The sequence below is a fragment of the Pseudomonas sp. Z3-6 genome, assembly GCF_051131985.1.
In the GTDB taxonomy this organism is placed as follows: domain Bacteria; phylum Pseudomonadota; class Gammaproteobacteria; order Pseudomonadales; family Pseudomonadaceae; genus Aquipseudomonas; species Aquipseudomonas zanjanensis.
This window is the reverse complement of record NZ_CP071644.1, coordinates 3,862,626-3,885,837: the sequence shown is the minus strand read 5'-3', so window position 1 is coordinate 3,885,837 and position 23,212 is coordinate 3,862,626. Positions and strand designations below refer to the sequence as shown.

The following is a 23,212-nucleotide window of genomic DNA, read 5'->3' as shown; positions in this document are numbered from 1 at the left end:
TCGCGAGGCGGCAACGGCGACATCCGTCAATTCATTGCTTAGTGCCGAAACCCGAATATTCAACAACCCCCAAGGAAGGAGGTTCCACATGTCAACCCTCGAAACCCACGTCGAGTTTATCCACGCCAGGCTGCCCATCTGGTTGAGACGAGCGCTGCGAGCCCAACAGCAACGCTTCAAGACCCTGACCCAACAATTGCAGCGCGACAGCGATGCGCTCAATGCCTTGACCAAGGACTTGCCCGCGCCCTATGACTTTACGCTCGACCTGCTTCAGGCCCAGCCGGAGGTGCGGGTGTGGAGCCGAACGACAGCACGCGGGAGCAGTCCAGCAGACGTCGTGCGCCGGGCCCGGGTCAAGCGCGGCCCCTACGTCACCGACCGGTCGTTGTCGATGGTCGAGGCGGCGATGCTCAATTACCCTCTCACCGATGCGGTGGCCGGGAGTGATTTCGATAAAAAAGGCAAGGTTTTCATCCAGGGCAAGCCGGGAGAGTTCCTCCACTGGGAGGGCTTTTCAGACACCCTCCCGTTGCCTATCACCCCGGCCAGTTTCGCGCAGCTTTGTCGCCGCGTGGATGTCGGAGGCGCTTATCGCACACTGCTCGAAACCCGGTTGCCGTGTATTGGCAGCGACACGCCCGCTGTCGCCAAGGCTTACCTGGCCTATTCACGCAGTCAACTGGCCTATGACGCCTACGAGGCGAAGTTGGACGGGCGCCTGGATCAAACCGGTGAGCGGTTGCTGGCCTCTGTCGGGGTGCAATTGGAAGCAGGGCGCACATCGCCGCTGGCCTGCGAGATCAAATCCTTGGAACTGCTCTCGGTGCCGCTGTTCGGCGCCCGGATATACTGGGGGGTGCAAGGTGATGCCGAGGGCGTCCGCCCGGTGGTGCTGCACATGCCCCATGACGTTGTCGCGCCCATCCAGCAGTTTTCAAGTTTGCAGGCCATGTCGGCGGAGCTGACTGAGCGGGTCCGAAAACGCAGCTACCGCCAGAGCCTGATGCGCTACCTGCCGATGCGTTTGCAGGCCGAACTGGGCGCGGCCTTGCATGACCAGGTGGAGTGGGAAGTCAAAGACAACCTCAACCTCTTCCAGGAAATCCACGCTCGTATTACCGGCTGGCGCGAAGGCGAGCGGGGCGAAAGGGGTGACAGCCGGCGCATCAGGGTGCCGACGCCCCGCGTCGCTTGGGGCCTTGGCGATGTGCGCGGGGATCATTGGCACAGCCGCTACCACGAATGGCGCGGGCACACCCTGGCCAACGCTTCGACATTGATGGTGTCGACCCGGGACAAGGATTGGCAGGCGCTGTTGGCGCGTTTCGAATACTGGGAGCACTTCGCCGAGCAGGCGCTGATGGTTGCCGCCAGCTTCATTCCGTTCTGTGCGCCGATCGGCATGGCCGCGGCTGCGGTGGGCGGGGTGCGGCTGGTGTATGAAATCTTCGAGGGCATCCAGGCGTTCAATGAAGGGCATTCGCAGGAGGGCATCGATCATATTTTCAATGTGTTGTTCGGTGTCGCCCAAGGTGCCTATCTGGGGTTCGTCGGAGGGGCGATGGAGCCCATGCCGGTGCGTGATGGCAGCACCCGCCTGTGGAATGGCGACGTCACGCCGTTTGCGGCCAGGCGCCCGCCGCCGGTGGAGGCCGAGCCGGACGCCTGGGGTGTCTGGCGCACGACAAACGAGGCGTGGGTGCGCATTGACGACCGTTATTTTGAAGTGCAAGGCACGGAACGCGATCTGGCGTTGCGCCTGCCGGGCAGTCACCGAGGCGTAACGCCGCCGCTGGAATGGAGCCGAACCCGTGGCTGGCAGTGGGCCCATCGCAACCCGTTGCAACGAGACAACCTGTCATTGCTGCGTAATTTTGCCGAGACGCCGGCCGAACTGGACGACGCTGCGATTCTCTCGGTGCAACGCCAGGTCGGCATCAGCGAGGCGCACTTGCGTTATCTGCAAGTCGAGGGAAAACCGTTGCCGGCGATATTATCGGATGCATTGAATGAAGCCTGGAACTGGCAGCAGGTGTGGCGCACCATTGGGCGCCTGAGTCGGGATCAAGCACCGGGCGGGGTGCATTTTCGCAGCGTGCAGATGCTCCTGGAGCTGCCAGGCTGGCCGCAGGACATTGCGGTACGTTATCACGATGGCGTGCAGTTTTACCCGATGGGCAATGCCGCCGGCACGCGTGTGCTCCTGTTAAGCAAACTGGACCTTGAGAATGACGCCTGGGCGGCGCGCATCCTCACCCGTATGGGAATGGACGAGCAGACGGCCCTGCTGGGGCAAAGTAGCTTCGGCCTGTCTTCGGCGGAACGTAGCCGTCTCTTGTCCGGGCGCTGGGCCCGGCATTTGCAGGCCAACACTCAGCGAGTAACGGCCGGCATGGCCCGCGCCACGACGGTCGATCCATTGGCTGCGCCCTTGGCTCGGGATTTTCCTGGGCTGCCGCAAACCTTGGCGAATGAACTCGCCAGCCAGGCCGCGGGGCAGGATCGGGTTCGCCTGTTGCAAGGGCACGTGAGCGAAACCCTCGGCCGTCATTGCGCTGAAACCCTGCGGGAATTGCGCCTGGGCCGAGCCTTGCGGGCCTTGGAACGCGGTGAAAGCAGCGCTGACCGTGACCGTCTGGTCATGGGACTGATCGGCGAAATGCCCAAACTGCAAGGTCGGGTGCGCCTGCGCCTGTTCCAGCGTGAACTGAGCAGTCCACTTGACGTGGGTGCAACAGGACCGTTGAAGACACTTCGGCAGGAGGGCGACGCGTACCGTCCCTTCGATGAACAGGGAAACGAACTGGCGGACGCGCTGAGCCTGGAAGATGCATTGCTCAGGGCGATGCCGGATGACGCACGCCAGGCGTTGGGCTTGAACATCTGGGAAGGGGCCCGGCTTCGTACAGAGCTGCTTGCACAAGCCCTGGCTGATCGGCAAGGGCTGCGTCGTTACCTGATGATGAGGGGCCTCGGCACGGGTGGGGTACGCCCGCAATGGCTGAACGGACGCCTGGGCTATCCACTCAGTGGCCGTGGACGGCTGCTGTTGGAGGTTTGGCATGGCAGTCTCAATCAGCGTCTTGAGCGGCTATACCCCGCCCATGCGGGGGGGGAGCTGCAACGGCTTCGAGACAATCTGACCGAGCAGGCCCAGCGCCAAAACATCAGCGTGGAAACGTTGATCACCCAGCTGGAAAACGAGTGGACGGAACTGGACCAAGGACTGCGCCAATGGGAAATTTTCGAGGGGGTCCATCATCCCGCCGAAAACAGCTTCGACGTCGAGGGGAGGCTTTCGCTGCGCAGGGACATTGCAATGCGCATTCGCCGGGCCTGGTGGCGCGCACCGGACCCCAGTGGAGATAGCAATGAGCTGACCTTACGGCTTATGGGGCAGCGACTTGGTCATTTGCCGCCGATTAACGCACGATTCGAGCACATCGAGCAGCTGATCCTGACGGACATGGGCCTGAGCGAGGATCCTTCGGACTTCATCCGGCTGTTTCCCAACACCGAGTTGTTGGACTTGGAACGTAACCAGCTCACTGCAATACCATCAGTAGTCGGGGAGCTGGGTGAACTGGTCGAGCTGTCGCTTGACGGGAATCCACTCCATATGACTGCGGATATGTTCGCGCCCCTCCTTGGCGTCGATTTAGCGCCAAGCCTGGAAACGCTGGACCTGTCCAGAGTCCTTACGGGAACAGCTGGCCCTGAAGTCATTAGCGCCATTAGTCGTCTTGCGGAGCTGCCCTCGCTGAATGAGCTTCTTTGGACCGATAATCTGGATTTTACCCCGGGCCAGCTACAGGCCATCACGGCTTTACCTGGGTTGCGCGCGCTGGATCTGTCGCGCTGCGGCCTGCGGCTGGATGAGCAGGGCAGCGCATTTTTGCGCACGGCCACCGACCTGGAGGAACTCAGCCTTAATGGGAACAATTGCAGTCAACTACCTCCACTGCCCGAACTGGTAGCTCTACGCGATCTGGAAATGACCAATGCAGGGCTCACACGGGTGCCAGCGCTGGCGCTGGCGGTGCTGTCCCAGTCGCCGGGCGAAGAAATCGTCGTAGACCTCAGCAACAACCGTATCACTGATATCCGGGATGATCTGCTTCCCCTCATCGCTCGGTTGGAGGGGGGCACCGTCGGGCTGTTGCTTGAGGACAATCCATTGCCCAGCACCCAAATCAGTGCCCTGCGCAGCCGCAATCCCGAGGCGTTCAGGTACACAGTCGACGATTGGTTGTATATCAACCCGGGACTGCGAAGCGCTTTGGAAGAGGCTCGTGATGACGCGGGGGGACGACGCTTCATCGACTGGTTTTCCGGCACCATGCGCGAGGCGGATACCGATACGGCTAACGGATTGACCTTCGAAGATCGCTACAGAGCTGCCGCAATTCTGCAGCACTACGTTGGGTACCGGAATGCTCATGCACCTCTCTCAAGAGTCATCGCCGATTTCGACTTGCAAATGGCCCAGCTGCGCACACGCCTGCAAGCGCGCATTCTGGAAAGGCAGCCTCCAGACCTCCTGGAGCTGGAAGTTCATTTCATGATGTTCGAATCGGCGCTTCGCGCGCGCCTTGAACAACAATCCGTACCGTTCAGCAGTTTTCTAAACGATCATTACCTTTATTGGAGCCACACGCTGGCCGAGCGTTACCCCAATCCCGTGCAACGCCAGGCGTATGCCACACGAGAGGCGTTCATCAACTGGCTCAGCGACGCCCAGGACACGTTCAACAACAACGACCACATGCCCCGCGTTGGAGAACTGACCTGGCGGCCCTATCTTGGACTGATGTCCGGTGAATGGCCCCATCAGCTATCGGCCTGGGAGGTCGTCGAAGGTGACTTGGTGGACGCCTTCAGCGACCCCGTGGATCCGTCCCGTTGGCCACAGGTATTGCTGGATAACCTTGCGCACCCTGACGCCGACTTGCCGAGCGCCTGGGAACAGGTTGAGGAAAACGGCCAATTGACTTGGCGTCGCGCAAGGCTTGACGCAGTGGCAGACGTGGATTGGCGCTCAGGCCAGCCGGTGATGCTCAGTGAGGATCAGCTGCGGCGCACCATGGCGATCTACCGGTCAGTCAAGAGCCGGGAAATCGAGACGCTGGTTCGCCGGATTACGACTGGCATGGTCGACCCGTGGTGGGCGCAGCGGCCACGATAATCGTCATCGAGGTGTTGACGGGGCGGCGGAATCGGCGTTTCCCGCTGTCCTGTCGAGGTGCTGCGCAGCAGCAACGCTACCGGACCGTTTCACGTTGCGGACAACGTGAAACACGTCTAGCTGTGGGCAAGATCCGTCAAATAGTGGAAATGTGTAATCCCGGTACGAAGTTTCAGCCGATGAGCGGGGCGTCACGCTTGAACACCAAGGCCTTCAAACCACAGGCGGGGTCCGCATCTGGAAACTCCGGAGGGTTTGCCAGTCGCTCTTCGAGTGTCAGGCCAGGCGCTTCACGCGTGACGCCTTCGATAAGGAAATCCGGGCCGGTGGCCGGGTCGTTGCTACAAGCCAATACCTTGCCGTGGGCGGTCAGCAGTTCCGGCAGGCGACGCAATACCCGCTGGTAGTCCTTGGTCAGCAGGAAACTGCCCTTCTGGAAGGTGGGCGGATCGATGATCACCAGGTCGTAGGGGCCGCTGTTGATCACCTTGCCCCAGGACTTGAACAGGTCGTGGCCGAGGAAACTCACCTGGCCCAGGTCATGGCCGTTCAGGCGATGGTTGTCGCGGCCGCGGCTCAGGGCCGCCCGGGACATGTCCAGGTTGACCACATGCTGCGCGCCCCCGGCAATCGCCGCCACCGAGAAACCGCAGGTGTAGGCAAACAGGTTCAGCACCCGCTTGCCATTGGCGTTGGCCCGCACCCAGTCGCGACCGTAGCGCATGTCGAGGAACAGGCCGTTGTTCTGCTTTTTGCCCAGGTCGATCCGGTAACGCAAGCTGCCTTCGGTCAGGGTCCACTCATCGATGGGCTCACCCACTAGCCACTGGGTCAGGCTATCGGGCAAGTAGCGGTGCTGCACGGCGAGGGTGTGGGCCTTGCTGTGTTGCCAGGCCGGCGACGTGGTCAATGCCATCAGCATTGCGCGCAAATCGTCAAGATGCGTGGAGTCCGGTTCCTTGAACAGCGAGACCAGCACCACCCCTTGCAACCAGTCGACCGTGACCTGCTCCAGCCCCGGCCAGCAGCGCCCACGGCCATGGAACAGACGGCGGGTCTCTTCCGGCACCGATGCCAGGGCGGTCAGCAAATGGTCGTGAAGGGTTTGAAGGGCTACGCAATTCATTCAGGCAACGCCAGGGATTCGAAAGGCCGGCATTTTAACCGTCGCCGACCCTGGTGCAATCCCTGTGGCGAGGGAGCTTGCTCCCGTTGGGCTCTGTAGGAGCTGGCGAAGCCTGCGATCTCTTGATCTTGATCTTTCGATTCAATTGTCAGTGGAAAGATCGCAGCCTCGCTTCGCTCGGCAGCTCCTACGGCGGGAGCAAGCTCCCTCGCCACAAAGGTGCTACTAGCCGCCGCTTGTGGCCAGGATGCTCGCCACCTGTTGCGGCTGGCAGTTGAGATAGGCCGATCGCTTGAGCCAGCTCGGGTCCGGGTACCAGGAAAACATGAATTGCCCGCCCTTGAGCTTGTCGATCACCTGGCGCGCCACTTGCGGGCGTACGGCAGGGCAGCCCTGGCTGCGCCCGATGCGTCCCTGGCGCACGCTCCACAACGGGTTCACGTAGTCGGCGGCATGGATCACGATCGCCCGGTCGCGGGCCAGGTCATTGAAGCCCGGCTCCAGGCCATCCATGCGCAGTGAATAACCGTGGGCGCCCTGGTAGCTTTCCTGGGTACGAAACAGGCCCAGGCTGGATTGGTAGCTGCCCAGGCGATTGGAGAATTGCGTGGCGAAATTTTCTCCGGATTTCTGCCCATGGGCCACCAGATCGCGCAACACCAGCTTCTTTTGCCGCAGGTCGAAGATCCACAGGCGCCGGGCCGTGGAGGGTTGCGAGTAGTCGATGACCGCCAGGTGGCGGGCTTGGCCGGCGCCATTGGCGACAGCGCATTGCATGGCGCTCAAGGCACTTTTCAGCGCCAGGGGATTGAGTTCCGGCGCTGCCTGGGCGAGGCTGTGGTAAAGCGTTTTCGACTTGGCCTTTTTTTCCGCCAGTGCCGGGCTGCAAATGATACCCAGGCCCAGCATGACCAGGCAAAATCGGCGCAAAAAGCCCGATACAGGCGAAGCGGTTCCAGCGTGGTGTTCGTTCGCGGCATCCCGTCCGATTGTGTTTGTCTGCATGATGGCGGGTCGTACCTGTCGCAAAATTCACCGTCAACGAGACGGCCATGGATTGGAGTAAAGCAGTTGTTCAAAAAGTCCGCATGTTACCTGAGCCTTTTATTGCTCACGGCGCCATTGGTCGCCAAAGCCGAGGACGGCGACCCGGCTCTGGTGCAGACCACGCTGGCGCAACTGGCGGTCGCGTGCCCGAACGTCGCGGTGGGCGTCGATTTTCCGACGCAGCTTGACTTACAGGCGTTCTACCAGCAAAACGCAGGCCAGGAAGTCTGGGCGGACGACGAACGACGGGGAGCGTTGCAGGTCCAGTTGCAGCAGTTGGCCGACGACGGCCTGGATCCGGCTCGTTATAGCCTGCCGGTCGGGGACGCGGTCCAAGGCCTTCATTGCGCCGACATCGCCATCAGCCAGCGCTACCTGCGAGCTTTGCATGACCTGCGTTTCGGCTACTTGCCCCAAGACCGACTGGAGCCGGTATGGAAAGCCAACCCACCGCCACAGGATCACCCGGCCGTGGTGCTGGCCATCGCCGGGCTGGGCCTGCAAAACCTCGCCGACGCCTTTGAACAGTCGCGGCCGAACCTGGACCTTTACCGCAACCTGCGCGGTCTCTATGCCCGGCTACGGCAACAGCCGCTGGGCGAATGGCAAGCGGTGCCAGGCGGGCCGTTGCTGCAACCGGACAAACAGGACGCCCGTGTCCCCGCCCTGGCCCAGCGCCTGTTCAACGAGGGGTACTTGAGTACGCCGCCGCAGGTCAGCGACGAGCATTACGGCCCCATGTTGGTGGAGGCGATGAAGAGCTTCCAGGCTCGGCATTCGCTACAGGCCGATGGCGTGGTCGGGCCGTGGACCGTCACCGAGCTGAACATCAGCCCGGCCATGCGCCGGGAGCAGTTGCGCATCAATCTGGAGCGCATGCGTTGGCTGGCCCAGGATGTGGAAACCGACAGCGTCCTGGTCAACGTGGCCGCGGCGCAATTGACGGTTTACCAGGGCGGCGCGCCGGTCTGGCAAACCCGCACCCAGGTGGGCCGGGCGCAACGGCAGACGCCGTTGCTCAAATCCCATGTCACTCGACTGACGCTCAACCCGACCTGGACCATTCCGCCGACCATCATGCGCGAGGACAAACTGCCCGAGATCCGCCGTGATCCGGAGTTTCTCACTCGCCACAACCTACGGATCCTCGACAGTGAAGGCCTGCCGTTGCTGGCGGAGGACATCGACTGGGAGCACCCGGGCAACCTGATGCTTCGCCAGGACCCGGGCCCGAAGAACCCGTTGGGCAAAATGGCGATCCGCTTCCCCAATCCGTTCTCGGTGTACCTGCATGACACGCCGAGCCAGTCGCTGTTCAGCAAAGGTCCGCGGGCCTTCAGCTCAGGTTGCGTGCGGATCGAGCAAGTGATGCACCTGCGCGACCTGCTGGTCAGCCCGGCTGAACGGGCCCGCACCGACACCTTGCTGGCCAGTGAATCGACCCACGAGTTCAGGCTGGCCCGGCCCATGCCGATCCTGCTGGGTTACTGGACAGCACAAGCTGACAGCCAGGGCCAGGCGGTGTACATCCCGGATATCTACCAACGCGATATCGCTCTATCTGCCGCTAGCCGTAGTGCGCTCTGATCACGCGAACTCAGCATCGGACTCCACGGGCGTAGTCTCTTCGGTTGTCGAGAACAGCCGCTGGCCGAGGGCATGAGCCGTTTGTAAGTGAAGCTTCGGATCGAGGGTTTCCGATTCGAGCAAACGTTCGGTGCTCATTACCTGGGCGCCGCAGTAACCAAAGATGCCATCTTCAATCTGCGTGACCATTGCCCGGTCGTAGCCGTGGCGTTCAAAGCTACCGGCATCGGCGCCGCCGACCGCCACAAGCTGTATTCGCAGGTGCTTTAGCTTCTGGACAAACGGCTCGCCGTGCTTGTAATCGAACGCCCAACCATTGGAAAACACTCGGTCGATCCAACCTTTGAGCAAAGCAGGCATCGACCACCAGTAAATCGGGTAGACCATTACGAGCGTATCGGCTCGTTCGATTCGAGCCTGTTCGGCCAGAACATCCGCCGGGGCGGCCGCTACGCGGCGATGGACCGCGCCGTCGGCGAAACCAAAGCGTGGATCGAATCCTTCGGCGGCGAGGTCGGCTATTTCGAAGGTATTGACCGGGTTGGCCTGGACGATGCCGTCACCAATGGCTCGGGCGAGTGAATGGGTCAGCGAACGGGGGTCATGGTGAGCAACAACGATAAGGGCGTGCATCTCGAATCTCCTTCTAGCATCACGCAGCGTCAAGCGAGTATGCTGGGCTAAGTTACGGTGAGTAAGTTACGGTTGGTAAGTTACCTTTGGTATAGTTAGCATGTCAAGCACTGAAGAAAAAGCACAGCCCTCTGCCGCCCCCCGTCGTCGACTGTCCCGCGCCGACCGACAGCGGCAGTTATTAGATGTCGCCTGGCGCCTGGTTCGGGAGGAGGGCAGTGAAGCGCTGACCCTGGCTCGGCTCGCGGATCAGGCGGGTGTCACCAAACCCATCGTCTACGACCATTTCATTACCCGGTCGGGGCTATTGGCGGCGCTTTATAAAGATTTCGACGTCCGCCAGATGGCGGTGATCAATGCCGCGATTGAAGCCAGTGAACCGGAGCTAGAAAGCCGAGCGCAGGTCATTGCTTCTTCCTTTGTGGAATGTGTCCTGCTTCAGGGCCGAGAGATCCCCGGCGTCAGCGCAGCTCTGAGTGGCTCACCTGAATTGGAGCGCATCAAGAGGGAATGCGAAGGGAAATTTCTTGACAAGTGCCGCGTGGTGTTGGAGCCGTTTGCGGGTACCAATGGCGTCGGCCAGGCTGGTTTGCGAGCGATGCTGGGGGCGGCGGAGGCGTTGTCCAATGCGGCCGCCACCGGGGAAATCAGCGCTGACGAGGCAAAGCAAGAGCTGTTTGCCAGCATTGTTGCGATGGTGGGCAGGACCGTCGACACCTCTCCAAGCTGAGCCCACGCTATCGCGCGCAAGCTTTGCTCCCACTGTCGTTTTGTGTTGCCTGAGAATATCTGCGCCAAAGCCCCAGTGCCCCTGTGAGAGCAAAGCTTGCTCGCGGCCAGGGGTTGTTGATTGAGTACATATCCATTGCTGCGGTAACGGATATGCACACAATCCAACAGCGCAGCCCGAATCAATAAACCTGCGAACGCAACAACTGTTCAATCGTATCAATCAGCTCATCATAGGAAACCGGTTTGCCAATGTGCTGATCAAACCCCGACTGCCGGGACTTCTGCATGTCCACCGACGCCCCATACCCCGTCAACGCAATGGCCGGAATGTGTTTGACATGGGGCAACTTGCGCAATGCCTGCATCAGCTCATGCCCGTTCATCACCGGCATGCCCAAGTCAGAAATCACCACATCGAAACGGGCGTCACGGGCGCTTTGCAAGGCCTCTTGCGGCAGGGCGAAGGCGAGGACCTGGGCGTCTTCCATCTCCAACAGCAGTTTGAGGGTATCCAGCACTTCGGGAGAGTCATCCACCAGTAAAACGGTCAGGCCGCTCAGACGACCGGATTGCTCACTGCTGGGCGCTTGCTTGGCTTGTGGCTCCTCCGCCTTGCTCAAGGGCAGGCGAATGGTAAACGTGCAGCCCTTGCCCAACCCATCGGACTTGACTTCCACGCTGCCGCCATGGGCCTCGGTCAACTGCCGCACCAGGGACAGGCCGATGCCCAACCCTTCGCGTTGATGGGTCGCGTGCTGGGTCTCGGCCTGGCCGAACAGGTCGAATACTTCGTTCAAATGCTCGGCCTCGATGCCCACGCCGGAGTCCTTGACGTCCAGTCGCGCCATGCTGCCGTCCTGGCTGGCGATCAACTGCACGCGGCCACCGTTGGGGGTGAACTTCAGGGCATTGTTCACCAGGTTCCAAATGACCTGCTCCAACCGGGTCGGGTCGGCGTTGACGATCAGCTCGCTGGGCCCCTCGGGCAGTTCCAGGGTCACCTTGTTCGGGTGATTGTCATTGATCACCACCGTGTAGATGTCCTGGAGCACTCGGCCCAGGTCCACGGCCTGGCGCTTGAGCTTGAGCTTGCCGGTGCGCACCCGCGCCACGTCGAGCAAATCGTCGATGATTCGCGCCTGGCTGGTTACCGCGTCGCAGATCGTGTTGACGGCCTTGGCCGCCGCGCTGACGGTCTTGGTCACCGGCAAGCGTCGTAGCAATTCGGCGTTGAGCTGGATGAGGTTCAGCGGATGCTTGAGTTCGTGGGACATGACCGCGAAGAACTCGTCCTTCAGGTGGCTGGTGTTCTGGGTTTCCATCAGCCGTTGGGTCTGTTCCTCGTGCAGGCGCTTGTGCCCGGTCAGGTCGCGGGCGATTTTCACGTAGCCCTGCTGGTGGTCGCCTTGTAGCAAGGTGACCTCGCCACTGCAGAAGAAGCGGCTGCCGTCCTTGCGCAGGTGCCAGCGCTCGTCCTCGCTGCGCCCGTTGGTCCGGGCCAGCCTCAATTCGTTTTCCGGCACGCCGTCGGCGCGGTCCTGGGGCGAGAAGATGAAGTCGTAATAGGCGCCCTCGGCTTCGGCCTTGGAATGGCCGAAGATCAATTCGGCCCCGGTGTTCCAGCGAGTGATCACGCCATGTTCATCCAGCAGGATGATGGCGTAGTCCCGGGTGCTTTCGGCCACCAGTCGCATGCGTTCTTCTCCCAGGCGCAGTTCTTCCTCGGCCGCCCGGCGCTTGCTGATGTCGATAAAGGTCAACACCGTGCCGTCGATGTGGTCCTCGCTGGAACGGTACGGCAGCAGCCGGGCGATGTACCAGCGGCCGTCGTTGCTGCTGACTTCCCGTTCGATCATGTTCAAGGATTCGAAGACCTGGGTGGCGTCGGCAGCCATGTCGGCGTAGTCCAGGCGATGGGTGATGTCCAGCAGCGAACGGCCGGTGTCCACCGGCAGCATGCTGAAGATTTCCGTGGCCCTTGGCGTGAACCACTTGATGCGCACGCTGCGGTCGACGAACACCGTGGCGATGTCGGTGGAGGCGATCAGGTTGGTGAGGTAATCATTGATCTTGTCGGTTTCTTCGACCTTGGTCTTGAGCTCGTAATTGACCGTCAGCAATTCTTCGTTGATCGACTGAAGCTCTTCCTTGCTGGTCTCCAACTCTTCAGTGGCCGAGCGCAACTCTTCGTTGATCGCCTGCATCTCTTCATTGGAGGCCTTGAGTTCCTCGCTGGAGACTTCGGCCTGTTCGATGGTGTCCTGCAGGTGCAGTTTGGTGCGTTGCAGTTCCCGCTCAAGGTTGGAGAGGACCTGGTTCTCGGTCTGGTTGGTGCTGGATTCAAGCTGTTCGGCCGCGTCGACTTCCACCTCATCGAACACCACCAAGACAAAGTCACCGTCGGACTGGTCGTCGCGATAGGGCTGGGCCAGCAGATCCACCAGGAACCGTCGGCCATCCCGCTCAAGGTTGACCTGACGCGACTTGACCGCCTGGCCACTTTGGTTGACCTGGAACAGCGTGGTGCGGATCTCCAGGCGCAACTGCGGATTGATCAGCGTCAGCAGGTTGCGCGACATCTCGCCGCCGACATGGCGCAGGAAGCGTCCGGCGCTTTCGGACATGTGCAGGATGTCGGCGTTGGCGTCGACGATCATGCTCGGCGGCGCGGAGCGCTCGATGGCGCGCAAGTGGATGTCGGCAAACGACACCTTGCGTATCGGGGCGGCCAGGGGCGCAGCCGGGGAGGACGTCGCGCGCACGTAACCGCCGCGAGGCATGGTCGGTGTGCGGCGGCTGCTGGCGGTGCCGTACTTGCTGCGGAAGATCCGGTTGCGCTTGTCCACTGGCGTAAACAGCTCGTGGCAGGCATCGGCCGATTCCGACGAGCCGAGGAACAGATAGCCCCCCGGTCGCAGGGCGAAGTGGAACATTTGCAGGATTTCACGCTGGACTTCGCGGTCGAGGTAGATCAACAGGTTGCGGCAGACGATCAGGTCGATCTGCGAGAACGGCGGATCCGACAGCAGGTTGTGCTTGGCGAACAGCACCCGCTCGCGGATCTCCTTGCGCACGCGGTAGTTGTGGCCATCCTTAAGGAAGTATTGACGCAGCCGGGTCGGGGGCACGTCGGTGATGATCGCCTCTGGGTACGCGCCGTTACGGCCCGCAGTAATGGCACGTTCATCGATGTCGGTGGCAAACACTTGCAGCTTGGCGGGACTGGCGTCGTGCACCAGTTGATCGCTGACCAGCATCGCCAGCGTGTAGGCCTCTTCACCGGTGGAACAGCCCGCCGACCACACGCGTACTTCCTCTGGAGGCACGCTGCCGGGTTCGACCGGTTTGAGCAGGCTGGGCAGCACGTCCCGCTCCAGGGCCTCGAATGCCTCACGGTCACGAAAGAAGTTGGTCACGCCGATCAGCAGGTCGCCGAGCAAGGACTTGGTCTCATCCGGATGATTCTGCAGGTAGCTGTAGTAGGACGGTAAATCCGCCTGGGCAGTGACCTGCATCCGCCGTTCGATACGTCGCAGCACGGTGGCGCGTTTGTAGTGTTTGAAATCATGGCCGGTACCGGCGCGCAGTTGCACCAGGATGTCATGCAGTGACTGCTCGGCCGCGGCGGCCTCGCGCTCGGAGGTCGGCGGCTGGGTGTTGATTTCCGGATCATTGGCGGTAGGCAGGCGGATTGCCTGGGCGTTGCTCCACAGCTCCAGCAATTTCTGCGGCATTTCCGCTACTGGCAGCACCAGATCGACCATTTGGGTATCAATGGCCGCCTGGGGCATGCCATCGAATTCGGCGTCCGTGGGAGATTGCGCGATGGTCACGCCACCTTGCTCCTTGATCCTCGACAGGCCCACGGCGCCGTCGGAGCCGGTGCCCGACAGCACCAGGCAAAATGCCCGGTCCTTGTGTACATCCGCCAGGTCGCGGAAAAACAGGTCGATGGCCACGTGCCCGCCCTGGCGTGGTTCGGCCGGGGTGACATGCAGATAGCCGTCATTCATGTGCAGGCTTTGGGCGGGGGAAATCACGTAGACGTGGTTCTTGCGGATCGGCACCGTTTCGGTGACCTGCAGCACCGGCATCTTGGTCGTTTCCTGGATGATCTTGCCGGCCAGGCTCTGATGGTCCGGCGCCAGGTGCAGAACGATGACGAACGCCATGCCGTTGTCCTTGGGCATGTGCTCGAAAAACTGCTTGATGGCCTGCAAGCCGCCCGCCGAAGCGCCGATTCCCACCACCGGGAAGTTCAGGTCACTGGGGCTCAGCTCTCGTCGCTGTGGCACGTTGGGAGAGCGTTTGCTGGATGATGGCATAAATTCTTGGCCTTAAAGGGCGGGGCAATCCAGTCCCGCCACATCAAATTCAGGGGGCAAAAACTCGCAGGATAGTCCGGTTGCACGAAGATTGCGAAGACCGGGCGCTGCAAAGCCACCGTCACCGGCATTGTGCGCCCCGAAAACGCCCTCAGCCCACCGGCACACGCAGATATTCCGGCTGCAGGTAGTTGAACCAGAGCAGGATCATTTCCACCAGGATCGTCACCAGGACCAGCAAACCGACGCCCCAGACACTTGCCGAATACAACAGGCCCTGTTCTTTCTTGAGGCCCATGAACTTGGGTAATCCGACGAACAGCAGGAAGGTCGAGTAGGCCGACGCCAGCAACAACACCGCCACGGCCAGCCAGCGGCTCGGATACAACCCGAAAATCCCGGCCAGGAAGTAGGGCGTGGCTGTGTAGGCGGCGAAACCGATGCATTGGTTGACCGTCGGACGCACCTCGAAGGTGCGGGACATCCAGCGGATGAACACCCCCATCAGCGTGACGCCGACCACGATGGTCAGGTACAGCAGCGCACACAGCTGGAACGCGCTGGCACTGCTGAGTCGTACCGTTTCGTTTTCGGCCAGGCTCCAACCGGTCCAGGTGGTGCCGATGAACAGGCACACCGCCGGGATCAGCGCGAGCAACAGCAAGTGCGCCAGGTAGTGGCGTGGATGCGCCTGTTCCTGTTCGCGGATGTCGGCCCAGGCGAACTCAGGTTGCGTGAACAGTTTGACGAAAGGTGCAGACATGACGACCTCCTGATCAGGACGGCCTCTGCATGAGGCCCATGTAGGTTTGAGGTACGGCTACAGACAGGGGTTTCATTTATTTCCAGGATCTGGCTGACGGTGCGATAAAGGGAATGAATCAAAACGGCAGGGGTCAACCCATCAGCATCCCTGAAGGACCGTTTGCCATGACTGTTGCCCAAACCCTGGTTGATTATCTGCGCGAACATGACCTGCGCCTGACCACGGCCGAATCTTGCACCGCCGGGCAGATTGTCACGCTGCTGGCCGAGGTGCCCGGCAGCGGTTCACTGATCGAAAGCGGCTATGTGGTGTATTCCCCTGAAGCCAAGCAGCGGCTGCTCGGCGTGAGTCCACGCACCATCGAGACGTTCAACCTCACCAGTCGCGAAGTCGCCGAGGAGATGGCTCTTGGTGCCTTGCGCGATGCCAATGCCAACGTAGCCGTGGCGACTACCGGCCTGCTCGGGCCAGAGGGCAAGGACGGTATACCCGCCGGCACCGTCTGTTTTGCCTGGGCGTTCGAGGTGAATGGCCAGCGCGCCTTGTTCAGTCGCCGCGAGCGGTTCTTCGGCAACCGCAGCCAGGTGCAATTGTGGGCCGCCGAATATGTGTTGCAGCAATTGCCCACTTTTCACCAACGCGCCGTGGCGGGTGAGTGTCGATAGGGGCCGACCATGACCGATCAAGACGAGCAGGACGATCACCGCAGCCGCCAATTCCCGGTGCGCGAAGACATGGTCTTCCAGCACAAGGTCTGGCGTTTTGAGCGAATGGGCTGGTACGTATTGGTGCTGCTGGTGATCCTGACCTTGCTGGGCCTGTTTTCCCGAGGGCCGTTGAGCGACCGGGAGTTGTACAGCAGCGACGGTAGCCTGGGCGTTGAGTACCAGGCGTTCCACCGCAACGGCTCCGCGAATGCCATGACCATCCGGCTCAAGGGCCAACCCAACGCCGTGCTGGAAGTGGAGTTGGGCGGCGATTGGCTGGAAGGTTTCGAGATGCAAGCGCTGCAACCGCCACCGATGCGTTCGGCGGGCGCGGGGCAGGGCATGACGCTCTGGGTCCAAGCGGACAAGCAAGGGCAGGCCAGCCTGTATCTGTCATTGCTTGGCGAAGGGTTCGGGACCTATCACAGCCGCATCGCCACCCCCGGCGGCGCCACGGTCAGTTTCAAACAGTTCATATTTCCTTAGGTGACCTATGGATTCGGTACTGCGAGCCGCCGCGTTGTATGCGGCATTGATGGTGTTGTTCAAGATCGCCGGACGGCGTTCCCTGGCCGAGATCACCACGTTCGACTTCGTGTTGTTGATGATCATCGGCGAGGCCACTCAACAGGCGCTGTTGGGCGATGACTTCTCGATGACTAACGCGCTGATGGTGATTGTGACGCTGATTGCCATCGATGTCGGTTTTTCATTGCTCAAGTTGCGCTCGCAGTGGGTTTCACGGCTGATCGATGGCGGCCCGACCATCATCGTCGAGGACGGGCGCATCCTCCGTGGCCGGATGCGCCATGCCCGGTTGATCGAGGCGGACATCATGGAGGCCGCGCGCTCCAGCCAAGGCATCGAGACCCTGGAGCAAATCAAGTTTGCGATTATCGAGCGTAACGGGAAGATTTCGGTGATCGCCAAGGAGCCGTCCTGAGCACTGTCGCTAGACACTTTTTGTGGCACGGGGGCTGTTGTGGCGAGGGAGCTTGCTCCCGCTGGGTCGCGAAGCGACCCCCAACGACCAGACAACTCGGTGTTGGTGAGAATTGTGGGGGGCTGCTGCGCAGCCCAGCGGGAGCAAGCTCCCTCGCCACAGGTAAAACACAGGTAAAACACTGCGCTTTGCTTAAAGCATCGGCTTGCCCCCGGTAATCCCATAACGGGCCCCGGTGATGTAGCTGGCTTCGTCGGAGGCCAGCAGCACATAGATCGGCGCTACCTCAACCGGTTGGCCAGGACGCCCGAGGGGTGTCTGCGAGCCGAAATTCTGCACTTCCTCCTCGGGCATGGTCGCCACGATCAGCGGCGTCCAGATCGGTCCCGGCGCCACGCTGTTCACCCGGATGCCCTTGGGCCCGAGCATTTGCGCCAGGCCGCCGGTGAAGTTGGCGATGGCGCCCTTGGTGGTGGCATAGGCAAGCAGTGTCGGCTTGGGCATGTCGGAGTTGACCGAGGTGGTGTTGATGATCGAACCACCGGGCTTCATGTGCGGCACGGCGGCCTGGCAGATCCTGAACATCGCCGTGATATTGATATCGAAGGTGCGCACCCATTCCTCGTCGGGAATCTCCTCGAGGGTTTCGTGGGTCATCTGGAACGCGGCGTTGTTGACCAGGATGTCGATACGCCCGAAGCGGGCGACGGTTTCATCGACGATCTTGCGGCACAGGCCTTTGTCCGCCAGGTCACCGGGCAGCAACAGGCACTGGCGGCCGGCTTGTTCGACCCAGCGTGCGGTTTCCTTGGCGTCTTCATGCTCGTCCAGGTAGGCAATCGCCACGTCCGCGCCTTCACGGGCGAAGGCAATGGCGACGGCGCGACCTATGCCGCTGTCGGCGCCGGTGATCAGGGCGATCTTGTTCGCCAATCGCCCGGAGCCGGTGTAGCTCTGCTCGCCGCAGTCCGGGTACGGATCCATTTTGCGCTGGGTGCCGGGCACCGGCTGGCTTTGTTTCGGGAAAGGCGGGAAAGGGTAGTCGGCCATTGTCGTTCTCCAGTTGGGTTGCGATGGAGGGTGGACTTTGGTTTTTCTGGCGGAGTTCGGTCGGATTGTCCGGTCAGTCGATGAGCGTGACGAGGGCTGCTTCGTCGGTAAATAGGCGGCATCGGGCGAACATTGGAGGTTGCGGTATTCTCCAATCCACGTACGGATTTGAAAGAGGAGCAGGGCCATGTTCAGCCACATCCAGATCGGCGCCCGCGACCTGCCGAAAATGGTCGCTTTTTATGACGCAGTCCTCGGCTGCCTGGGACTGGAGCGCATGGCGAGCGAAAACGATTCGGGCCCGCCGGGGGAAGGCTGGCGTCAGCCGGGCAAGCACTGGCCCCAGGTGTTTGTCCAACTGCCGTTCAACGGCTTGCCCGCGACCTGGGGCAATGGCATGCAAGTGAGCTTCGCCGCCGACTCCCCGCAAACCGTCCGCGCCGCCTGGGAGCAGGCGATGGCCATGGGCGGTACCGACGAAGGCCCTCCCGGCCCGCGGCCGCAATATTGCGAAGGCTATTTCGGCGCGTATTGCCGCGATCCGGAGGGAAACAAGCTGTGTTTTGTTTATGCGCCGGATATGCAGGAATAGAGCACCGATCCATTGCGGCGATGAAGCCTCTGTGGCGAGGGAGCTTGCTCCCGCTGGGCTGCGCAGCAGCCCCCTCAATTCTCACCAACACCGAGTTGTGTGGTCGTTGGGGGCCGCTTCGCAACCCAGCGGGAGCAAGCTCCCTCGCCACAGGGGCTCTGCGTCGCCGGTTGGATCAACCCCTGGCTTTCAGGCTGCGCTCCATCCGCGCAATCCCTTCCTCCAGTAACGCCCGCGGGCAGCCGAAGTTCAGGCGCACGAACTGCCCGGCATCGTCACCAAAATCCAGCCCGGCACTGAGCCCGACCTTGGCTTCCTTCAAGAAGAATCCTTGCGGGTCATCCAGCTCCAAGCCTGAACAATCCAGCCAGGCCAGGTAAGTGCCTTGGGGCACGGTCATGGTGATGCCCGGCAGGCGAGTGTTCACCGCCTCGACCAGGTAATCACGGTTGGCTTGCAGGTAGGCTTTGAGGGCTTCCAGCCACGGGCCGGCTTCGCTGTAGGCCGCGCGGGTCGCTTCCAGGCCCAGGGCATTGACGCTGTCGACCATGCCTGCCCGGGCGCTGTTGACCCGTTCGCGCAGCTTGGCGTTCTGGATGATCGCGAACGAGGTTTTCAGCCCCGCGATGTTGTAGGCCTTGCTGGCGGACATCAGGGTGATGGTGCGCTCGGCAATCTCGGGGCTGAGGGACGCAGTCGGTATGTGCACGCGACCGTCGAAGCACAGTTCGGCATGGATCTCGTCGGAGATGATCCAGGCGTCCTGCGCCAGGCAAATGTCGGCCACGGCCTGGAGTTCTTCACGCTCGAACACTTTGCCCAGCGGGTTGTGGGGATTGCTCAGCAACAAGGCGCCGCCGCCCTGCAACGCTTCGCGCAACGCGGCCAACGGCGTATGGAACTCACCGTTGACCGGGGTGAACGGCAATTCCACTTTGTTCAACTGCCAGTGACCAGGGGCGTGGCGCAGCGGCGGGTAGTTGGGCACCTGCACCACGACGTTCTGCCGGGGTTCCACCAAGGCATGCAGCGCCATGTTGAAACCTGGCTCGACGCCGGGCAGGAACACGATCTGCTGAGGCTCGACGCGCCAGGCGTACTTGCTCCACAGGTCAGCCGTGATGGCTGCACGCAGATCGTCCTGGGCGACGCTGTAGCCGAGCATCGGATGTTCGAGGCGCTTGTGCAGTGCGTCAATGACCATCGGCGGGGCGGCGAAATCCATGTCGGCCACCCACATCGGCAACACATCCGCCGGGTAGCGGCTCCATTTGGTACTGCCGGTGCCGTGGCGCTCCAATACGGTGTCGAAATCGAAAGTCATGGGGGTTCCATCAGTCAGTCATGAGATGGCGGACATCATAAAGCAAAGGCCGCTGAGAAAAGCTTGGTGGCGCAGTGCCACTAATTGATGATAATCAGTTAAAGTTCCCTCTCGAAACGCCGCTAAGCCATTTACGGCATTTGGTAACGGACCTCCAAGTCTTTGAAAAGGACGACCCCCATGACATTGCCCGTGCGCTTTAACGACCACCACCGTAAAGCCGACCGCATCATGCTGGGGCTGCTTTGGCTGGCGCTGCTGTATTCCCTGGGCCTGGCCTTCCTGCACTCGACGTTCACCCGGGCGTTGCTGGTGGGGGCGACCACCTGCGTGGCGAGCACCGGGCTTTATCGCGTCCTGGCGGGCACGCGGGCCATGCGCTGCGTCATTGCGGTGGCGTTGATGGTCATGGCGGCGCTGCATATCAACCAGACCCACGGCGTGACCGAGTTCCACTTCGGGATCTTCGTGCTGCTGGCCGTGTTGACGTTCTACCGTGACTGGCTGCCGATTGTCGTGGCCGCCGCCACCATCGCGGTTCATCACCTCAGTTTTCACTGGCTTCAACACCAGGGTTATCCGGTGTTCGTCATGGAGACTCACGGCGGCTGGTCGATGATCTTCCTCCACGCGTTCTACGTGGTGGTGGAAAGCGTGATCCTGATTTACCTGGCGAACCAGAGCCTGGCCGACGCCACGGAAAACCAGGAGGTGCTCGACAAGGTATTGGCAGCGGCCGCTCAGTTGAGCCATGACACCGACAGGCAGCGCGGTGAGGGCGTCAAGGTTTCTTCGAGCGAGCGTTTCGATCATTTCCTCCAACAGGTCACCCAACTGGTGGACGGTGTGGTGCGCGACACCCGCAACCTCTCGGACCTGGGCCAGGACTTGTCCCAGGTTGGCCAGACCCTGGAAACCGGCGCCCGCCACCAACTCGACGAAGTGGCGCAGATGAGCGGTGCGATCGGCCACCTGGTCCAAGCCATGGAGAACATCGCCGGCCACGTCGACCAGACCTTGCTGCGTGCCGGCCAGGCCAATGAGCAGGTCAACCGCGGACGCAGCACGGTTGACCAGACCCGGGAAGAGATCGTCGAGCTGGCAGGGCGCATCAACCTGACCAACGACACCGTGCAGGTGCTGGCCGAGCAGGCCCAGCAAATCGGCCAGGTACTGGATGTGATCAATGGTATTGCCGAGCAGACCAACCTGCTGGCCCTCAACGCGGCCATCGAAGCCGCCCGTGCCGGTGATCAGGGCCGCGGGTTCGCGGTCGTGGCCGACGAGGTCCGCACCCTTTCAAAAAAGACCTCGACGTCCACCACCGAGATCCAGCAGATCATCGCCAAGCTGCAACAAGGCAGCCGCCAGGCCGCCGCCGCGATGCAAGGTAGCCGCGACGGGGTAGAACGCTGCGTGTCCGCCAGCCAAATGGCTTCGCAACTGTTGCATGCCGTGGTCGAAGACATTGCCGTGATCAACCATTTCAACGACCTGATTGCCAGCACCACCCAGGAGCAATCCCAGGCGTCGATCGGCATCAGCCAGCGTCTGCAAAGCGTGCAGGCCGTGGCTGAGCGCAACGCTGACAACATCGGCGTCCTGACCCGCAGCAGCCAATGCTTGCCACCGTTGGCGGAGCGATTGGCGGTGTTGGGGCAGGCGTTTCATGGGAAGCCCGGGGCGGCCTGAGCGCAGGACTTACCGCCTACATACCGGTAGAAAACGCCGGAGGCTGTTCAAGGGCCCGCCTGATCTCGCGACATGCAACGTCGTACTGGCTGAGCAGGCGCAACGCCCAATCAGCACGTTCGCGAATGCGCTTGTCGTCTTCGTTGGCCGGCGCCTGGTCATTGAACATCGATTCCACGTTTCGAATGATCAGGTGTTCAGGCAAATAAAGGAGCCGGCAATTCTTGTAACTCGACGCACGCAACTCGGCGATCGGGTACGCGCCGCCCAGGCCCGCCGAGACACCCACCAACAGCGCGGGTTTGTGCCCGAGCTCGCTGATCCCCGCGTACAGGAAGAAGTTCTTCAGCGCTGGGCAGGCCATGCCGTTCCATTCCGGACTGATCACGATCAGCGCCGTCGCTTTGGCAAGGATCGCTTGTTGAGCGGGCCACAGCTGGTCGCGGTCTTGTTCCGGCCAAAGCGGCAGTCGGCTGGTGGCCAAGTCAATCAAGTCGCTGGCCTCCCACAGGTTTAGATCTGTCAGTCGCTGCCGCAGATGATTTGCCACTTTGAGCGACTGGCTGCCCGCCCGATTGGAGCCCGACAGCACGACGATACGGCGGCTCACGGCGTCACCTCCGGTTGGACGCGGGTCTTGGGCGCGGTACGGCGAGCGCGTACGACGGGCCAGAACAATTCTTCTTGCCAACTGATCGGCGACAGATGCTCGATGCCGTAGGCGGGCGGACGTCGGCGCGTGATCTTTGCGGTCCCAAACAAGACGTCCCATAGAAACAGCAAGTTGCCGAAGTTGCCTTTGTAGTGGGTGACACCGTCCTCGGCCGTCAAGCCATGGTGGGCCGAGTGGGTGGCCGGGGTCGAAATCGTCCGCTCCAGGATCCAGACCAGGGGCCGCAACACGCGAACGCCATACAATTTGTCATCCCAGGCCACGCTGCTGTGCGCGGCGAAAATGACGGTCATCTTGATGATTAGATAGACGTAGTAGACCGGCGCAAGGCCCAGGTAGATCAGCATGCCGGACAGCCAGATACCGGGCATGAGCAGGTAGTAGAAGCTGTTGTTGCGGTAAACGATCCGGACACTCATGTAGGGCGCGGAATGATGGGCACGATGCAGTGCGTAGAGGGCGGGCACCCGGTGAGTCAGGCGATGCCACCAGTATTGCGTCATGTCGTCCAGCAGCAGGAACAACACGAAACCCGCGGCCCAAGGGATTGCCACCAGCGCATCCTTCATCTGCGGGGCAGCCAGGCCGAGCAGCTTGCCGCTCAGCCACATGACGGCAGGGAAGGTGATTGCAACCAGGATCCCGGAGCCGATGATTTCAATCAGTACGTCACGTCTGCCGGCGGATGACTGGCGCAAGGCCGAGCAAGCAAGTTCCAGCAAAATGAAGGCGAGAAATATCCCGGCCACGACAGCGGAAGGATTATTGGCGAGCATTGTTGTATTCATGGCACTCTCGATTAAGGCCCCAGCGGGCAATGCCATTTC

General features: G+C 61.5%; 17 protein-coding genes. 8 read left to right on the top strand and 9 right to left on the bottom strand.

Translation table 11 applies throughout. The features are described 5' to 3' along the window. Positions 1-88 precede the first annotated feature (88 nt). Positions 89-5,188 (top strand): dermonecrotic toxin domain-containing protein, encoded by a 5,100-nt coding sequence (locus J3P88_RS17220; RefSeq protein ID WP_434570520.1) that lies wholly within the window; start codon positions 89-91, stop codon positions 5,186-5,188. A gap of 172 nt (positions 5,189-5,360) precedes the next feature. Here J3P88_RS17220 and J3P88_RS17215 read toward each other — a convergent pair whose 3' ends face one another. Beyond that, on the bottom strand, positions 5,361-6,314 hold the full coding sequence (locus tag J3P88_RS17215) for a class I SAM-dependent methyltransferase (protein WP_434570518.1): 954 nt from the start codon (positions 6,312-6,314) through the stop codon (positions 5,361-5,363). A gap of 225 nt (positions 6,315-6,539) precedes the next feature. After that, on the bottom strand, positions 6,540-7,223 hold the full coding sequence (locus J3P88_RS17210; RefSeq protein ID WP_434576515.1) for a murein L,D-transpeptidase catalytic domain family protein: 684 nt from the start codon (positions 7,221-7,223) through the stop codon (positions 6,540-6,542). 162 nt (positions 7,224-7,385) lie between these two features. On the opposite strand from J3P88_RS17210, the gene J3P88_RS17205 reads away from it, so the two are divergent. Continuing rightward, positions 7,386-8,948, top strand: a complete 1,563-nt coding sequence (locus J3P88_RS17205; protein WP_434570516.1) for a L,D-transpeptidase family protein — start codon at positions 7,386-7,388, stop codon at positions 8,946-8,948. On the opposite strand, the gene J3P88_RS17200 is transcribed toward J3P88_RS17205, so the two are convergent. Then, positions 8,949-9,581 carry an NAD(P)H-dependent oxidoreductase gene (locus tag J3P88_RS17200; protein WP_434570514.1) on the bottom strand — a complete coding sequence of 211 codons (633 nt, stop codon included), beginning with the start codon at positions 9,579-9,581 and terminating at the stop codon, positions 8,949-8,951. A 100-nt stretch (positions 9,582-9,681) separates the two neighbouring features. On the opposite strand from J3P88_RS17200, the gene J3P88_RS17195 reads away from it, so the two are divergent. Beyond that, positions 9,682-10,311, top strand: a complete 630-nt coding sequence (locus tag J3P88_RS17195) for a TetR/AcrR family transcriptional regulator (protein WP_434570512.1) — start codon at positions 9,682-9,684, stop codon at positions 10,309-10,311. A 181-nt stretch (positions 10,312-10,492) separates the two neighbouring features. Here J3P88_RS17195 and J3P88_RS17190 read toward each other — a convergent pair whose 3' ends face one another. Together J3P88_RS17190 and J3P88_RS17185 are read right to left on the bottom strand one after the other, a co-directional pair. Continuing rightward, positions 10,493-14,638: a CheR family methyltransferase gene (locus J3P88_RS17190; protein WP_434570511.1), complete on the bottom strand. Its 4,146-nt coding sequence runs from the start codon at positions 14,636-14,638 to the stop codon at positions 10,493-10,495. A gap of 151 nt (positions 14,639-14,789) precedes the next feature. Beyond that, positions 14,790-15,401: a Yip1 family protein gene (locus tag J3P88_RS17185; protein ID WP_434570509.1), complete on the bottom strand. Its 612-nt coding sequence runs from the start codon at positions 15,399-15,401 to the stop codon at positions 14,790-14,792. 167 nt (positions 15,402-15,568) lie between these two features. Here J3P88_RS17185 and J3P88_RS17180 point away from each other — a divergent pair, with 167 nt between their 5' ends. From J3P88_RS17180 to J3P88_RS17170, 3 genes are read left to right on the top strand one after another with little or no spacing between them, the layout of a single operon-like run. Then, a complete protein-coding gene (locus J3P88_RS17180) occupies positions 15,569-16,069 on the top strand; it encodes a CinA family protein (protein ID WP_434570507.1) in 501 nt (166 codons plus the stop codon). A 9-nt stretch (positions 16,070-16,078) separates the two neighbouring features. Continuing rightward, the gene (locus tag J3P88_RS17175) at positions 16,079-16,597 is read left to right on the top strand and encodes a hypothetical protein (RefSeq protein ID WP_434570505.1); all 519 of its coding nucleotides are present in this window, start codon (positions 16,079-16,081) and stop codon (positions 16,595-16,597) included. A gap of 7 nt (positions 16,598-16,604) precedes the next feature. Continuing rightward, entirely contained in the window at positions 16,605-17,054 is a 450-nt protein-coding gene (locus J3P88_RS17170; RefSeq protein ID WP_186705687.1) for a DUF421 domain-containing protein, read from the top strand. A gap of 192 nt (positions 17,055-17,246) precedes the next feature. Here the strand turns inward: J3P88_RS17170 and J3P88_RS17165 are convergent, their stop codons facing one another. Then, positions 17,247-18,104 (bottom strand): SDR family oxidoreductase, encoded by an 858-nt coding sequence (locus J3P88_RS17165; RefSeq protein ID WP_434570502.1) that lies wholly within the window; start codon positions 18,102-18,104, stop codon positions 17,247-17,249. A gap of 187 nt (positions 18,105-18,291) precedes the next feature. On the opposite strand from J3P88_RS17165, the gene J3P88_RS17160 reads away from it, so the two are divergent. Beyond that, positions 18,292-18,696, top strand: coding sequence for a VOC family protein (locus tag J3P88_RS17160; RefSeq protein WP_434570500.1), 405 nt, complete (start codon positions 18,292-18,294; stop codon positions 18,694-18,696). A 175-nt stretch (positions 18,697-18,871) separates the two neighbouring features. Here the strand turns inward: J3P88_RS17160 and J3P88_RS17155 are convergent, their stop codons facing one another. Continuing rightward, positions 18,872-20,020, bottom strand: coding sequence for a MalY/PatB family protein (locus J3P88_RS17155; RefSeq protein ID WP_434570498.1), 1,149 nt, complete (start codon positions 20,018-20,020; stop codon positions 18,872-18,874). A gap of 180 nt (positions 20,021-20,200) precedes the next feature. Between J3P88_RS17155 and J3P88_RS17150 the strand changes: the two genes are divergently transcribed. After that, positions 20,201-21,712, top strand: a complete 1,512-nt coding sequence (locus J3P88_RS17150; protein WP_434570496.1) for a methyl-accepting chemotaxis protein — start codon at positions 20,201-20,203, stop codon at positions 21,710-21,712. 16 nt (positions 21,713-21,728) lie between these two features. On the opposite strand, the gene J3P88_RS17145 is transcribed toward J3P88_RS17150, so the two are convergent. Further along, entirely contained in the window at positions 21,729-22,322 is a 594-nt protein-coding gene (locus J3P88_RS17145; protein ID WP_411384701.1) for an NADPH-dependent FMN reductase, read from the bottom strand. Continuing rightward, on the bottom strand, positions 22,319-23,173 hold the full coding sequence (locus tag J3P88_RS17140; RefSeq protein WP_434570494.1) for a sterol desaturase family protein: 855 nt from the start codon (positions 23,171-23,173) through the stop codon (positions 22,319-22,321). The genes J3P88_RS17145 and J3P88_RS17140 overlap by 4 nt, the downstream gene beginning before the upstream one ends. Between the last annotated feature and the right edge of the window lie 39 nt (positions 23,174-23,212).

What these genes read in the sequence shown, in the direction of transcription:
- J3P88_RS17150 (WP_434570496.1), top strand. Translation starts at nt 20,201, where the DNA reads ATGACATTGCCCGTGCGCTTTAACGACCACCACCGTAAAGCCGACCGC.
- J3P88_RS17215 (WP_434570518.1), bottom strand. Translation starts at nt 6,314, where the DNA reads ATGAATTGCGTAGCCCTTCAAACCCTTCACGACCATTTGCTGACCGCC.
- J3P88_RS17200 (WP_434570514.1), bottom strand. Translation starts at nt 9,581, where the DNA reads ATGCACGCCCTTATCGTTGTTGCTCACCATGACCCCCGTTCGCTGACC.
- J3P88_RS17140 (WP_434570494.1), bottom strand. Translation starts at nt 23,173, where the DNA reads ATGAATACAACAATGCTCGCCAATAATCCTTCCGCTGTCGTGGCCGGG.
- J3P88_RS17195 (WP_434570512.1), top strand. Translation starts at nt 9,682, where the DNA reads ATGTCAAGCACTGAAGAAAAAGCACAGCCCTCTGCCGCCCCCCGTCGT.
- J3P88_RS17190 (WP_434570511.1), bottom strand. Translation starts at nt 14,638, where the DNA reads ATGCCATCATCCAGCAAACGCTCTCCCAACGTGCCACAGCGACGAGAG.
- J3P88_RS17170 (WP_186705687.1), top strand. Translation starts at nt 16,605, where the DNA reads ATGGATTCGGTACTGCGAGCCGCCGCGTTGTATGCGGCATTGATGGTG.
- J3P88_RS17165 (WP_434570502.1), bottom strand. Translation starts at nt 18,104, where the DNA reads ATGGCCGACTACCCTTTCCCGCCTTTCCCGAAACAAAGCCAGCCGGTG.
- J3P88_RS17210 (WP_434576515.1), bottom strand. Translation starts at nt 7,223, where the DNA reads ATGCTGGGCCTGGGTATCATTTGCAGCCCGGCACTGGCGGAAAAAAAG.
- J3P88_RS17180 (WP_434570507.1), top strand. Translation starts at nt 15,569, where the DNA reads ATGACTGTTGCCCAAACCCTGGTTGATTATCTGCGCGAACATGACCTG.
- J3P88_RS17185 (WP_434570509.1), bottom strand. Translation starts at nt 15,401, where the DNA reads ATGTCTGCACCTTTCGTCAAACTGTTCACGCAACCTGAGTTCGCCTGG.
- J3P88_RS17220 (WP_434570520.1), top strand. Translation starts at nt 89, where the DNA reads ATGTCAACCCTCGAAACCCACGTCGAGTTTATCCACGCCAGGCTGCCC.
- J3P88_RS17160 (WP_434570500.1), top strand. Translation starts at nt 18,292, where the DNA reads ATGTTCAGCCACATCCAGATCGGCGCCCGCGACCTGCCGAAAATGGTC.
- J3P88_RS17155 (WP_434570498.1), bottom strand. Translation starts at nt 20,020, where the DNA reads ATGACTTTCGATTTCGACACCGTATTGGAGCGCCACGGCACCGGCAGT.
- J3P88_RS17175 (WP_434570505.1), top strand. Translation starts at nt 16,079, where the DNA reads ATGACCGATCAAGACGAGCAGGACGATCACCGCAGCCGCCAATTCCCG.